General features: G+C 29.8%; 12 protein-coding genes and 3 pseudogenes. 12 read left to right on the forward strand and 3 right to left on the reverse strand.

Going from position 1 to position 15224, the window contains the following annotated elements:
* The first annotated feature begins 165 nt into the window (after window positions 1-165).
* Window positions 166-1230, forward strand: a complete 1065-nt coding sequence (locus tag RCG18_RS13365; protein WP_308041751.1) for an HD-GYP domain-containing protein — start codon at window positions 166-168, stop codon at window positions 1228-1230.
* 70 nt (window positions 1231-1300) lie between these two features.
* On the opposite strand, the gene RCG18_RS13370 is transcribed toward RCG18_RS13365, so the two are convergent.
* Window positions 1301-2278, reverse strand: a complete 978-nt coding sequence (locus RCG18_RS13370) for an alpha/beta hydrolase (RefSeq protein WP_308041752.1) — start codon at window positions 2276-2278, stop codon at window positions 1301-1303.
* Between the two features lie 27 nt (window positions 2279-2305).
* Window positions 2306-3622 carry an extracellular solute-binding protein gene (locus RCG18_RS13375; protein ID WP_308041753.1) on the reverse strand — a complete coding sequence of 439 codons (1317 nt, stop codon included), beginning with the start codon at window positions 3620-3622 and terminating at the stop codon, window positions 2306-2308.
* 450 nt (window positions 3623-4072) lie between these two features.
* On the opposite strand from RCG18_RS13375, the pseudogene RCG18_RS29045 reads away from it, so the two are divergent.
* The 11 genes and pseudogenes from RCG18_RS29045 to RCG18_RS13425 form a co-directional block, all read left to right on the forward strand.
* Window positions 4073-4528, forward strand: a pseudogene (locus RCG18_RS29045) (DUF2278 family protein); the annotation flags it as partial.
* A gap of 68 nt (window positions 4529-4596) precedes the next feature.
* The gene (locus RCG18_RS29050; RefSeq protein WP_374119140.1) at window positions 4597-4668 is read left to right on the forward strand and encodes a hypothetical protein; all 72 of its coding nucleotides are present in this window, start codon (window positions 4597-4599) and stop codon (window positions 4666-4668) included.
* Window positions 4669-4784: 116 nt separating this feature from the next.
* Window positions 4785-5897, forward strand: coding sequence for a rod shape-determining protein RodA (gene rodA, locus RCG18_RS13385; RefSeq protein WP_308041755.1), 1113 nt, complete (start codon window positions 4785-4787; stop codon window positions 5895-5897).
* 90 nt (window positions 5898-5987) lie between these two features.
* The gene (locus RCG18_RS13390) at window positions 5988-6680 is read left to right on the forward strand and encodes a response regulator transcription factor (protein ID WP_308041756.1); all 693 of its coding nucleotides are present in this window, start codon (window positions 5988-5990) and stop codon (window positions 6678-6680) included.
* A complete protein-coding gene (locus tag RCG18_RS13395; protein WP_308041757.1) occupies window positions 6670-8049 on the forward strand; it encodes an ATP-binding protein in 1380 nt (459 codons plus the stop codon). The genes RCG18_RS13390 and RCG18_RS13395 overlap by 11 nt, the downstream gene beginning before the upstream one ends.
* A gap of 113 nt (window positions 8050-8162) precedes the next feature.
* Window positions 8163-8738, forward strand: coding sequence for a phosphatase PAP2 family protein (locus tag RCG18_RS13400; RefSeq protein ID WP_308041758.1), 576 nt, complete (start codon window positions 8163-8165; stop codon window positions 8736-8738).
* Between the two features lie 169 nt (window positions 8739-8907).
* Window positions 8908-9912 carry a Gfo/Idh/MocA family oxidoreductase gene (locus tag RCG18_RS13405; RefSeq protein ID WP_308041759.1) on the forward strand — a complete coding sequence of 335 codons (1005 nt, stop codon included), beginning with the start codon at window positions 8908-8910 and terminating at the stop codon, window positions 9910-9912.
* Window positions 9913-10014: 102 nt separating this feature from the next.
* Window positions 10015-11349 (forward strand): VTT domain-containing protein, encoded by a 1335-nt coding sequence (locus RCG18_RS13410; RefSeq protein ID WP_308041760.1) that lies wholly within the window; start codon window positions 10015-10017, stop codon window positions 11347-11349.
* A gap of 155 nt (window positions 11350-11504) precedes the next feature.
* A pseudogene (locus RCG18_RS13415) lies at window positions 11505-11717 on the forward strand (GntR family transcriptional regulator); the annotation flags it as partial.
* Between the two features lie 168 nt (window positions 11718-11885).
* Window positions 11886-12784 (forward strand): annotated as a pseudogene (locus tag RCG18_RS13420) (ABC transporter ATP-binding protein).
* Window positions 12759-14777, forward strand: coding sequence for a DUF6449 domain-containing protein (locus RCG18_RS13425; RefSeq protein WP_308041761.1), 2019 nt, complete (start codon window positions 12759-12761; stop codon window positions 14775-14777). Before RCG18_RS13420 ends, RCG18_RS13425 begins: the two are co-directional and overlap by 26 nt.
* Before the next feature lie 72 nt (window positions 14778-14849).
* Here the strand turns inward: RCG18_RS13425 and RCG18_RS13430 are convergent, their stop codons facing one another.
* The gene (locus tag RCG18_RS13430) at window positions 14850-15089 is read right to left on the reverse strand and encodes a hypothetical protein (protein WP_308041762.1); all 240 of its coding nucleotides are present in this window, start codon (window positions 15087-15089) and stop codon (window positions 14850-14852) included.
* Between the last annotated feature and the right edge of the window lie 135 nt (window positions 15090-15224).

Genomic DNA, 15224 nt, shown 5'->3' on the forward strand with positions numbered 1-15224 from the left:
TGAATATAAAAAATTATATAATCTTTTTAAAATTTTAGAGGAAATTAATGTATTTTGTAGAATTAATGATTAAAGATGAATTTTTTATGAATTTATATTAATAGTTCTTAATATTTACTAAAATGTATAATAAATTAACTTCAGTGTATGAGAGGTATACAAAATATGAAATTAAAAAAGGTTTCTATGAGAATTCATGAACTGAAATCTGGAATGATAGTAGCGGAAGAAATAAAGTCTGGAAATATAGTGCTAGTTTCCGAAGGAGTGGAACTCACTGATGATTTAATAAAGAGATTAAAAGATAGATATTTTGAATATAAAATAATGGTTTATAGTGAAGATGATTATGAAGATGAGAATATTACAATAAATAGAATTAAAACTGTAGAAGAAGTTAAAAGAAGTTTTGACGAATTCTCAAATAATGTAGAAGAAATATTTGAGAGCATGGATGGAAGAATAAAAGTTGATATAACTGAAATTAGGAATTTCACAAACAAGGTCGAGGAAGAATTAAATTCACCTAGTGCTGTAATAAAGAATATAGTGCTTTATGGAAGCGATAATGATTGCATATTCAAACATTCTGTTAACGTAGCGGCTCTAAGCTCTATACTTGGTAAGTGGATAGGCTTTGATGAAAAAGAAATAAAATTTTTAACCTATGCAGCCATTTTACATGATTTTGGGAAGACAAAAATTGATAAGAATATATTGTATAAGCCGGGATTTTTAACAACAAAAGAAAAAGCCATTATAAGAGAGCATCCTGTCATTAGTTATAATTTTGTAAAAGAAATACCATACTTACATAATTCAGTAGCTTATGGCATACTTATGCACCATGAAAGATTGGACGGTTCTGGTTATCCTTTAGGGGTAAAAGGAGATAAAATACATTCCTTTGCTAAAATAATTGCCATCGCAGATACTTTTGATGCAGTTAACTCAAATAGGGTATATAAAAAGAGAGAAGATCCTTTTGCAGCTCTAGAAACAATTCAAAAAGAGAGCTTAGGAAGATTGGATTATGAATATTGTAAGATATTTATAGAACATATAATAAACTATTATGTAGGGGAAAATGTACTATTAGATACAGATAAAGTGTGCAAAATAATACAAATACATGTAAATGACTTATCAAGACCACTTCTATTAGATGAAGGAGAATTTATAGACTTGAGAAAAGAAAAAGATTTGCATATAAAAAATTTGGTTTTATAGGGATTAAAGGTTGAAAGTTAACGTATCCCTTTGTATAAGTTAACTTTCGGCCTAGTACCTTTATAAGAAACTAAGAAATAATTTTATTTTGAATAAGAAATTGCTTTACTTTTGCAGTATACTCAGCTTTATTGGTGAAGTAGGACATAGCATGTTCAGCATCTGGTGAAATATATATAGTCTTAGGGCCTGTTTTTTCTAGATATAATTCTAAGGACATTGATGCTGGTATAAAGGTGTCATTGCTACCATGAATAAACATTACAGGGGTTTTGATGTTTTTTATTGCTTTTATAGGAGACACTGCGTATAATGAAAATCCAGATTTATTAAGTGCCACAATGTTTGCATAGAAAAGGATAAATCCAGAAGCAAGTTCCAAATGAGGTTTTTCATCTCCAGCCAGTTTCATACTTAATAGTTCCGAAATATCAGAGTATGGACAATCTACTACGTAGAAGCTTACATTTTTTTTCGCCTGATCTAAGTTTGCCTGCAGCAATGCAGTAACGGCACCAAGAGACTCACCATGTACACCTAATATAGCATTAGGGGTTACCCATCTTACCCAGTTAACTATGTTATCAAGGTCAGTTTTTTCAAAGAAACCTAAAGATATATCATTACCTCCACTTTTGCCATGATATCTTGAATCATATACAACTACATTAAAGCCCATATCAAGGTACATGTCAGCATATTTCATCGACTCCCAGCGACTTGCAGTAATTCCATGAACTATAATAACAGTGTTATTCGTAGGCTTAGAATTAAATATATATGTGCCAGAAAGCTTATATCCAAAACTGGATTTTATAGATATATCATAAGATTCAAGGGTTTCAAACCGTTTAAAGTTAAAGCTATTTTTGTAGTACCCAATATCTGTATTGGCTCTATTAATAGATATCCTACATATTTTTTGATAATACATATTACCCAAATAAAAGCCTATTACATTAACAATAAGTAATAGTACTATTGATACTAATAATATTAATTTATACTTCTTTTGGGGGGTGGGTATTTTTACTTCTAAGTTGTTCACTAAAACCATCTCCAGAAAATAACTATGTTATTTTAACTTTAATCCATTATCAAGTTCTCTAGTATAGCTATCTACAGAAAGAAGACCGGTCATAAATACCGATGAATCTTCAATTACGGCCTTTGATGCATTAACATTTATATTATTTTGAAGTAAGCCAATAGTAATATTTTTATTAATAGATAAATCTTCCGTAAATTGCTGTAAGGATACAGGAGTATTACTAGGTAGTTTCCAGTTTTGCTTGCTAGGAATATAAATGACGGAAGGATTACCTTGCTTTTCATATAAATACTTATTATAATACTTGGACATTTCTATTGCTAACTTCACTGCTTCTTTTGGATGCTCTGAGGTTGACGAAATAAACAAACCTGAATTCTTTCGTAATCCACCTACTAGATTATTAGAGACAATTGACTTTGATTTTCCTATATAAGGATAATAAAGTAATCTGCACTTTCCATTAAGTTTTTGATTAGATATCTTAAAATCTGAGGAACTTGTACAATACATAGCAGCCTTGCCTGAATAAAAAAGGTTAGCAGCATCTGCATCTGTAAGGGATTTAGGATTGTCTCCAAAGGCTCCCATGTTTATTAAGTCCTTTACACTGGAGGCAGCTTCTTTAAAAGACTCATCAGAAAACTTTTCTTTACCATTTATAATCTTTTGAGTAACTTGCGGATCAATGGTGCAGGCAAAACCTTCAATCACATTATATACAGTTCTTCCATCTTTCCCACCAAGGGCTATAGGCATAAGTCCTTTAGCTTTAAATGTAGAGACTGCAATTTTAAATTCCTCAAAATTAGTGGGAGGTTTAATATTGTTTTGCTCAAATAAAGCAGTGTTTATTTCAATCACTTGATAGTATACTTCCTCGAAGGGTACTGCATATATATGACCGTCGGAACCATCGGCCTTTGCTGAAGGAATAACCATATTCCAAAATTTTAATTCATCTAAGTATTTATCTACAGGTTGCACTACATTTGCAGATAAAAGTTCATTAGAAAACCCATCTCCATTTGAGAAAAAAACATCAGGTTTATCATTTGAGGATAAAAGTACTTTAATTTTTGTTTGATAGCTCTGTATATCACCTTTTATGAAACTAAAACTTACATCATAGTCTGGAAATTGGGTTTTTATATCTGCCGCAAAAGTTTTAAATACTTCTAACTTGGCGTTATCTTCCGAGGACATTGCACATCTAAGTTTTATTTTTTCTTCGTCCTTGGGTAAATTCACTTGTGGCGAGGGTTTAGCACAGGCTATGAGCATAGAAAGAAATAGAAATATGGTAATCAGCAGGGAATATTTAAAATTTACCGTTTTCATTAACGTTAACACCTCCAAGTTATTATAGAATTTAAACTCTATAATCTGGATTTAGGCATCTTCCCAAAAATAACAAGATCAATATAATACTGACTGGTTATTTTTAGGAAAATGCCTTAGCTCATAAACAAAATTATAAATCTAATTTATGGAAATGTAAATTGTTCCTTTTGCCTTAAAAATGTAACAATATTAGAAAATATCGTATAATAATATACATAACTGGAGAGAAAATTAATAAGATAACATATGAAATGATATGGGGGTGTATACGTGGCTGTTCCTATATACGTTGTGTGTAAAGCAAAAGCGAAAACTATTACGAGCATTGGTTGTGAGATTCCGAAAAAAGAGGGAAGACTGAGGTTAGAAGGAGATGTTCAATGTCGTTATGAAAAATTAGGAGGGGTATTTCATTATTATTTTAAGATGCATGCTGAAACATTATATATGGAAAAGGAGAAATTTTCTTTCAATAGTGGTAATATTGAGGTTCAGGTTAATGTTAGATCTCATGAAGGAAGAAAAACCCCAAAATTAGAATACTTGTTTAAAGAAGATATAAAAGTGAAGGATGAGAAAAAGTTCTCATTAAAAGAACTATCAAGATTAGACTACGGAATAAAGATATTTAATTATGACCAGGAAGAAAATAAAGAAAATACAATAGCCTTAGATTATATAAGAAGTAACTTATTTAATATGGATGAATTCAAAGCTGTCCCTACTACTATTGATTTGAACCACGAACTGCATGAACATATTACTCAAGCTAAAAGGAAGGATGCAGATGTTTATATTTTTGGAGATTTATATTCATTCGAAACAAAAGAAGGAGAAACAAGAGAAGAACGATTTATGAATTTAAAGAAAAGGGGTCCAAGAGGCATTCATGATGTGCATATGAATCAGGGAAGTTCTCAAAAAAAGAATGGATATCTAATAACGGTGAATATCAAGATGGAGGAGTCCTTATTCATTTTAAATCAAGAGAAGAAGATAGATGGGTAGGTATTTTCTTGAGATTTGAAGGTCAGTATAAATAGGGTAAAATAAGCAGATTAAATTTAGATTAAAAATTCCAATAATCATTGATTAAGATTATATAGTAATGCATAATTATTTTAAATAAAGTTTTCGACTTTTTACGGGGGATTTTTACATGAATAAATTTTTAATTAATAAGAAACTTTTAAAACAATTAGATTTTACTATGCTTATTACTGGTGCCTTAATTACTATATTTGGAATTATAAATATATATAGTGTAACCCATTTAAAACAAGGTTTCTATTATGGTAAACTTCAAATTATGTGGTTACTTCTTGGAATAATTGTTGTGTACTTGATATTAATTCCTGATTATAATCTTATAGGAATATATTCAAAGCCCATCTTTTGGGCTGGTGAAATAGTGCTGCTATTTAACGACGTAACAAGTAGAGCAGTAAAAGGAGCTGCATCCTGGATAAGAATAGGAAACAGAGCAATTGAGCCAGGAGAATTTGTAAAATTTGGACTAATTTTATTGCTTGCAAAAAGCTTGGATGAAATGGATGGAGATATTAACAATCCTAAGAATTTTTTTAAGCTATCCATATATGCATTAGTTCCAATGATATTAATAATTATTCAACCTAATATAGGCATGACACTGATTTGTTTTTTTATTACCCTAGGTATATTTTTTATTTCTGGTCTAAATTTAAAAGTTATTATAGGTGGATTTCTAAGCTTAATTCCATTTAGTTTACTTGTATGGTTCGGAGGATTTTTAAAGACATATCAAAAAGAAAGAATACTTGTTTTTTTAAATCCAGAAGCATATCAGCTAGATGCAGGGTTCCAAATAACGCAGTCTATAATAGGTATTGGAGCTGGAGGGGTACTTGGAGCTGGCTTTTTAAAAGGAATTCAGGTAGCAGGAGGGTTTATTCCAGAAGCTCATACAGATTTTATCTTTGCTGTAGTAGGAGAAGAATGGGGACTAATAGGTGCAATTTTACTTTTGGTTTTATATGGTATATTAATTTATAGAATGATTAAACTAGCTAAAGAGTCTAAAGACATTATGGGACGACTTATATGTGTAGGCACAGCATCTTCATTTTTATTTTCAATCTTACAAAACATAGGAATGACAATTGGTATCATGCCAGTAGCTGGTATTACATTGCCTTTCATGAGTTATGGAGGTAGCTCTATACTAGCTAATTTTATGGCACTAGGATTGGTGTTGAATGTATCTATGAGAAAAAATAAAATTAATTTCTAGACAAGTTTACCTATAGGTAATATATATTAGGCAAATGATTAAATTTTGCAACTCAACAATATATCTATAGGAGACTTAAAGGGAGGGCATATGAACAACTATAAAATTTTAGTAATTGAGGATGAGGAAAGTATTTCTAGCTTTATTCAATTAGAATTAAACCATGAGGGTTATATAGCCGATGTTGCATTTGATGGTATAGAGGGGTTGAATAAAGTTAAGAAAAATACCTACGACTTAATAGTGCTAGATATTATGCTTCCAGGGATAAATGGTATTGAAGTTTGCAGGAAAGTTAGACAGTTCTCAGATATACCAATTATTATGCTTACTGCAAAAGACGATTTATCAGATAAGATAACAGGACTTGATATGGGTGCAGATGATTATATGACTAAACCTTTTATAATAGATGAACTATTTGCCAGAATTAGAGCAAATTTAAGAAGAAAAAATGATGAGAACAGTAAATCTATATTAAAAGCAAAAGATTTAATTATGGATTTAGATAAGCATCAAGTTACAAGAAGCGGTAGACATATAGAACTTCGAAAAAAAGAATATGACTTGCTGGAATATCTTCTAATAAACAAAGAAATTGTAATAAACAGAGATCAAATATTGGAAAAGGTATGGGGATATGAGTATTTTGGTGATACAAATGTTGTTGATGTAAACATTAGATATTTACGAAGTAAAGTTGATGACCCTTTTGAAGATAAGCTAATCCAAACTGTAAGAGGAGTTGGTTATACAATAAGGGAGCATAGTAATGAAAAATAAAATTTTAAGATTAAAAAAAATATCATTAAAAATAACCTTAGTATATGCAGTAGTATTTTCTATAGTGCTTATAGCACTTAATGGGTCTGTTTTATATGGAGTCAAGTATTTTCTTGTTAAACAGTCTATTAGACAAGTTAACGATACCAGCAATGGGGTTATTGATAAAATTGAAGAGTTAGAAAAGAATAGCCTAGACTTACAAGGTAAAGATTTGTTACAAGGGATAAGCCCTAAAGAAAACACATACGTAAAGATAATTGATGATAAAGGAAATACAGTTAACGTATCGCCTGGATGGAATATAAGTATGCCAAAGCAAAATTCCTCGGGAAAGGCATTAAAATTAGAAAAAGGCGAAAGACATTTGGTTTATAAAAATAATTCTATAGATACAAAAAATAGGGGAACAGTTCAACTACTAGTTGTCAAAGATATGGAGCATGAATACCATTTTTTGAAACTTCTTTTTATTATGATGGCTATATCAGATGCCATCGGTATAGTTGTAGCATTGTTTTCAGGAATGTTTGTAAGTAAAAGAATATTAAGGCCTATAGATAAAATTACAAAAACAGCTCAGAGTATAAGCATACAGGGATTAAATAAAAGAATTGAGGTTAACACTGCCGAAGATGAGTTAGCGAGACTTGCAAAAACCTTTAATGAAATGATTGAAAGGCTTGAGCAGTCTTTTGAAAGTCAGAATAATTTTGTATCTGACGCCTCTCATGAACTTAGGACACCTATTTCGGTAATACAAGGGTATATTAATTTATTAGATAGATGGGGAAAAGAAGATAAGGAAGTTCTTCAAAAAGCGATTGATATTATAAAAAATGAAACAGCAAATATGACAAACCTTATTGAAAAATTGCTTTTTCTGGCCAGAGGAGATAATAATTCTGTAAAGCTTGAAAAAGAGGAGTTTGACTTAAAAAACCTGATTGATGAACTAGTTAAAGAAAGCAACATTATTGCTCAAAATCACAATATATTAGGTGAGAAAAATGATTCAGTAACAATTTGTGCTGACTTTAGATTAATAAAACAAGCGTTGAGAGCAGTAATTGATAATAGTATAAAGTATACACAGGAAGATGGAAAAATAATAATAAATTCTAGTGCAAAAGCAGATAGCGTTAAAATCACTATTGAAGATTCTGGAATAGGTATACCAGAAGAAGAAATACCTAATCTATTTAATAGATTTTATAGAGTAGATAAAGCTCGTTCTAAAAAAACAGGGGGAAGTGGTCTAGGTTTAGCTATTGTGAAACAGATAATAGATATACATAACGGAACTATATCTATTAACAGTAAATTGGGAAAGGGAACAAAAATAACTATTACTCTGCCTCTAAAATAATCTAATTTAATTTTAATTTACGTTTAATCTAGTTTTAATGTTACATTGAGAAAATATATCTGTTGAATGAACTAGATTAGAAAATTACTTGAGATAAGAAGAGGTGGAACAGAATGAACATGTATATATTTAATCTTATAAATGGATTAGCTTACAAAAATATAGTCTTAGATAAAATTATGATTATATTTTCAAAATATGTCCCTATAGCTTTTATGGCAGTGCTAGCAGGAGTGTATATAATGGGAATAATAAAAAAAGATATAAGAATCAGATGTATTGCAGTAGATATCTTTGCACTAACAGCAATAAATCTTCTGATAAGCTTTTCTATAGGGCTTCTATACTATGTAAATAGACCATTTGTTCATACTAAAGTAAACTTATTATATTCACATGTGGCAGATGCATCTTTTCCAAGTGATCATGCAATAGGCACTATGAGTATAGCACTAGGTATAAACAATTGGTTTAAAGTATATGGACGTATTTTAATTGCTTTATCATGTATGGTAAGTTTTTCTAGAGTTTATGTGGGACATCATTTTCCTATAGATGTAGTTGGAGGTATTGCAATTTCTGCGTTTGTAAATTATTTTTACAAAATACTTATTAAAGATAAAATTGCTATACTTTACGGAACAATAGAAGGAAAATTACTTAAGCTTTTATATCCTAATATGGCTTAAGAAATATAGGTTTAAAAAGGTATCTCAAGTGTAGGTGAGATACCTTTTTATATTTGACTATTGCTTTAAAGTTTTATTTTGGTAGAAAAATAACTGTTACATTGCAGTAAATTAGGTCTGGTGGTAAAATAATAGAAATGTTGAGAAGGCATAGAAAGGATGAATATAGATGGAAAAGAGAGCGATAAGATTTGGAGTCATAGGCACAAATAATATTACAGATTTATTTTTAAAAGGTGCAGCAAATGTTAAGGATTTTGTATTAAATGCAGTTTATTCAAGAACTGAAGAAAAAGCAAAAGTTTTTGCCGAAAAGTATGGTGTACAGCATACTTTTACAAGTTTAAAAGAAATGGCAAAAAGCGATTTAATCGATGCTGTTTATATTGCATCGCCTAATGCTTTTCATAGAGAGTATACTCTATTATTTTTAAATCACAAAAAGCATGTATTATGTGAAAAAGCTTTTGCATCAAATTCAAGAGAAACTTTTGAGATGATAGAAACAGCTAGAAAGAATAATGTGGTTTTGATGGAAGCTATAAAAACAATATATCTTCCTAATTTTAAGGTGGTTAAGGACAATTTACATAGAATAGGCAAGGTAAGAAGATATTTTGCAAATTTTTGTCAATACTCATCAAGATATGATAAATATAAAGAGGGGATAGTGCTAAATGCTTTTAAACCTGAACTGTCTAATGGAGCTTTAATGGATATAGGAGTTTATTGTATACATCCTATGGTAAATCTATTTGGTAAACCAAAAGAAATAAAAGCAAACGCTGTAATGCTAGGGTCTGGTGTTGATGGAGAAGGAAGTATACTGTTTAAATATGATGATATGGATTCGGTAGTATTTTACTCGAAAATTAATAATTCATATTTACCATCAGAAATTCAAGGGGAAGATGGCAGTATAATAATTGAAGGTATAAATAACTTTCAAAGAGTAAAAATAGTACTTAGGAACGGAGAGGAAGAGGACTTAACAGAGCTTCATATTGAGGAAGATATGTGCTATGAAACACAGGAGTTTATAAATTTAATACATCGAGGAAACATAGACGCTACTATTAATTATCTTCAAGCTTCACAATCAGTGATGGAAATAATGTATGAAGCAAGAAGGCAGATAGGATTAATTTTTCCAGCAGATAAACAGGATTCTTAGCTTAAGCTTTATTAAACTTGAGCATAATATCATTAGTCACATGAATTTATTTAGAATTGCTGCAATTTGCTAAAGATAAATCATATCTTAGGAGGGTCTAAATTGCATAACATAAGTTTATTATTTGACCAGTATGGTTATATAGTGCTATTTGCTGCTTTAATGTTAGAGCTTATTGCTTTTCCATTGCCTGGAGAAATTTTAATGAGTTATTGCGGTTTTCTTATTTTTCAAGGAAAGTTAAATTGGGGTTTAAGTATAATAATAGCCTCTGCTGGAGCTATATTAGGTATAACTATATCATATTTTGTTGGAGAAACACTAGGAATTAGGTTTTTTCGTAAATATGGAAGATACGTGCACTTAGGACCAGAAAAGTTAGATAAGACATCAATATGGTTTGAACAATATGGAAACAGGTTATTAGTTGTTGCTTATTTTATACCTGGAGTAAGACATATAACGGGTTACTTTTCTGGCATAACTAAAATTTCTTTCTCAAGATTTGCAATAAGTGCATATAGTGGAGCCTTCCTTTGGACTAGTACATTTATTTCCTTAGGTAAAGTTTTAGGTGCAAATTGGAGAACTTTCCATGGAACTGTCAAAAAATATTCAATTATAGGTGGTATAATTTTAGTTGTTATTATTGCCAGTATATATCTATATAAGAATTACAGATCTAGAATTATAAATTATATTGTTGAAATGCTTAACTATACTGTAAAAGTATTTCATTCACTAGGTAGAATTAAGATTTTTGTAGCTAGCATAGCTGTAGTATTTTTAGTGCTTAACTTTCTTGTTATTGGATTAATTCAAGATTTTTTAGCTAATGAATTTAAAGATTTTGATGCTATAGCTACACTTTTAGTTAAATCAATCTTTGGAAAAGAATGGTATAAAATAATGAAAACACTTTCTTTAGTTTCATCTTCTATAGTAATTATTTTATTGAGTTTATTGATTTTTTCATGGATTTTAATAAAAGGCAAGAATAAGCTTCTGGAATGTAAGTTTCTTATTAGTGTAGTTTTAGGTGGAGAGATTATTGAAGAGATTCTAAGACGTATTTTTCATCGTGTAGGACCGATAGAAGGTACTTTAATGGGAAAAATCAATTATACTTTTCCAAGCGAGCATGCTTTCCTAGCTATAGTAATATATGGCTTTGCAGTATATATGATTGCTAGGCATATGAAATCTAATTGGATTAAACAAATTATTGTAATTATAGCTTTGATTGCTTGTTCCTTTGTAGGCATAAGCTCAATATTTCTTAAGATTCAATATCCTAGTGATGTTGTAGCCGGCTATGTTTTTGGGGGAGTATGGCTGGCATTAAATATTATACTATTAGAAGTATTTCGTATTTTACCTAAAGTAAAAATAAATGCTGAGTCTGCTTTAAGTGATACAGATAGCTCGAAAAAATGAAAATATTAAGCTGAATAGATGAAGGTAAGTTAGTTGTAATTTGAAAGAGCGAATAAGTAGCGCTCTTTTTATTTGTATTTACAAAATATATAGTTTAGTGTACACTATAACTGTATTAATATTATTAATACAGTTATAACGGAAGGAGGGAGCACATGTTTGAACTAGATATAAGAAGTAGACTACCCATATATGAGCAGTTGGTGGAAAAATTTAAAGAACTTATAATAAGCGAGGTATTAAAAACAGATGAGCAGCTTCCCTCAGTGAGGGCTCTTTCAAATGAAATTACTATAAATCCTAATACTATTCAAAAGGCGTATAGAGAGTTGGAAAGACAGGGATACATTTATTCTATACCAGGAAAAGGAAGCTTTGTAGCACCTATGATGCCAAATAAAAATGATGAAAAAATAGCTAAATTAAAAGAAGAATTAATAAAAATTTTATCGGAAGCTATGTATTTGGGGATGAAAAAAGAAGAGGTTATGAGGATAGTTTCTGAGATTGATGACATGATTAGGGGGGAGAAAATAATGATTGAAGCAAAAAACGTAAGTAAGCATTTTGAGTATTTAGATGCTCTAAGAAATGTAGACATTCATGTAAATAAAGGCTCTATTTACGGGTTAGTGGGCTCAAATGGAGCTGGAAAAACAACTCTTATTAAAACTTTAGTTGGTGTATATAGGCAAGACAAAGGGGAAGTACTTATTGATGGAAAAGAAGTGTTTGAAAATACGGAGTTAAAATCAAGGATTGTATTTATACCAGATGCTCTATACTTCTTTTCCCAATATAGCATAAAAAATATGGCCAAATTTTATAAAAGGATATATGAAAGCTGGAATAATGAAAGATATGAAAAGTTAAAAGAGGCTTTTAATATTGATGAAAATAAGAAAGTTCACAGGCTTTCTAAAGGAATGCAAAGACAGGTTGCCTTTTGGCTTGCACTATCAGCTATGCCGGACGTACTTATTTTAGATGAGCCTTTGGATGGATTAGACCCTGTTATGAGACAAAAGGTAAAAAATTTAATAATACAAGATGTAGCAGAAAGACAGATGACGGTGCTTATATCCTCTCATAATCTAAGAGAGCTGGAAGATTTATGTGATCATATTGGAATACTGCATAAAGGTTCTTTAATACTTGAAAAAGAATTAGATGACTTAAAATCAGATATTCATAAGATTCAGGTGGCCTTTAAAGGAGAGGTATCAGATGAAATACTGCAGAATGTTAGTGTACTTTATGAGGAGCAAAGAGGCAGTATAAGGCTTATTATTGTTAGGGGCAAAAAGAAAAGATATTAAATCAGATCAACAAATATAACCCTGTAATTTTAGACATCTTGCCTTTAACATTAGAGGAAATTTTCATCTATGAAATGGGGGACGTAGGATATGAAATCAAAAACATCATTTTTTAGTAAGGGAATATTTTTGGATGATTTAAGAAAAGTTGGATGGATTGGTGCTGCATATTTACTAGTCTTATTTTTTGTTGTACCTCTTCAAATACTAATGGTGTATAGTACAGATAAACTACATAAAGATTTATTTGAATATTTATTTCATTTTAAAAGCCCAGAAATTCAAGGGCTACTTATAGTAACAGTTCCAGTTTTTCTTGCTATTTTTCTATTTAGGTATATTCAAGTGAAAGAATCCTCAGATATGATTCATAGTCTGCCAATAAAAAGAAGTACTTTGTATATAAGCCATGTAATCATGGGAGCTATGTTATTAATAGTACCTGTACTAATTATTGCAGTAATATGTATAATTATGAAAAGTACGCTAAACTTAGGTCAATATTATAGAATCTATGATGTTATACAGTGGTGTGGGGTCACCATTTTAATGGATATGGTATTTTTCTTCAGTTGTGTATTTGTAGGAATGATTGTAGGAATTTCTGTAATGCAGGGAGCATTAACTTATATTTTTTTATTTTTACCAGTGGGATTAATGGTTTTATTGACCTTTAGTCTTAATGTTTTCATATATGGATTTATGTATAACTTAGATAATGGGATGAACAAGCTTTCACCTATAGTAAGGGTTCTTGATGGATTTAATGAGATTAACAAAGCTATGAGTGCAGCAGAGATAACAGTTTACATTCTTATATGTATTATTCTGATTTTTTCTGCTATGTTTGTATACAACAAAAGAAAGTTAGAAGCTGCAACACAACCTATTGCTTTTAAAACTTTGCAATATGTTTTTAAATATGGAGTAACATTTTGCATGATGCTAGCTGGAAGATTATATTTTCTAGAAACGCAAAAAAATTTAAGTTGGATTTATTTCGGGTTTTTTGTTGGCTCCTTAATAGGTTATTTTGCAGCAGAAATGATATTAAAAAAATCTATATGGGTATTTAAAAATATAAAAGGTTATATTATTTATGCTATTGCTATGGTAATTATAATAGCTGGAATTAATTTTGATATTGTTGGCTATGAAAAAAAGCTTCCAGTTTTAAATAATGTTAACAAAATATATTTTAGCGAAGGCTATTATAATGAGAAATTTCAAAAATACGATATGGATACCTATTATGATAAAAACAATTTGAAGTATATTTATGATTTTCACAAAAAGCTTATAGAAGATAAAAATAGAAATAAGTATAAAGATGATAAAGACTTGAGAAGCATTTTTTTTATGTACGAATTAAAGGATGGAAGCAAAATTCAAAGAGGTTACAAAATAGATTATGATGAGTATAAAAAGTATTTGAAACCTATATATCAATGCTCAGAATCTAAGAAAAATAGATATGATATTTTAAAGGCTGATGATTCTGACATAGAAAAAATCACCATTCATCCTTCTTTTAGTGTTAACAAGCAGTCGGTAATAGTAAAACCAGAAGATATAAAAGAGGCATTAGATGTATTAAAGCAGGATATTAATAATGAGACTTATGAAGATATGTATAATAAAAAAGCAGCGTGGGCAGATATAAGCTTTATGGTTGCATCAGATAAACTAGATAAGTATCCAAAATTAAAAGATAAAGAGCTTCATGGAGATGATAAACAAATTCACACTACATGGAAAAAATCCTATAAATTATTTGAAGAATGGTTGAAAAAGAAAGGTTATATTGAAAATGCAAGAGTTCTACCAGCGGATATACAGTATGCTGTAGTAGAAAGGATTATCAGCACTCAACAGTTAGAAGAAAAACGTAAAAATGGTCAATATATAAATAACAACAATGTAAAAAGACTAGAAATTAAAGACAAAAACCAAATAGAAGCTTGTTTAAGAAATTATGATTATCCTCACAATAATAGTAATGCAAAATATGTTATAGGATTTTATAACAATGAAAAGAAAAATGTAGAGTATGGAAGTTTTGATGAAAATACTACTCCAGACTTTGTAAAAGATTATTTCAATAAATAAGGAAATCAGCTTACACCTTGGGCAGATTGCTATCCCTATGTGTAAGCTGATTTTTTACTGTATTTGTGTATATTACTTATTGACTTTTTTGTCATAAACTTTCTCGAGCAAAGTTGTAACTCCAACAAATATAATAATGCATAATCCTAAATCCATCATAACATCTGGATTAAAAACTCCATTTTTAAAAGAATAACTAAAATTAGTAAGCCTGTAGATTATACGAGTAATTAATAAAGTTAAAACAACTCCTGCTGCATTAATCTTTAGTGCCTTAGCTTTCATTTCATCACCTCTAAATTTTATGTACATATCATTATAATCCTGTAATGATTAAAGAAGCAAGAAAATTACAAGAAAGTTATCAAAAAATTTAAGATTTTAAATTGAAACTTGAATTATTGTAAACATATATCTGTCATTATAGTCAAAAGTTTAAAAATAATT

The organism is Clostridium sp. OS1-26 (assembly GCF_030915445.1).
In the GTDB taxonomy this organism is placed as follows: Bacteria; Bacillota; Clostridia; order Clostridiales; family Clostridiaceae; genus Clostridium_AM.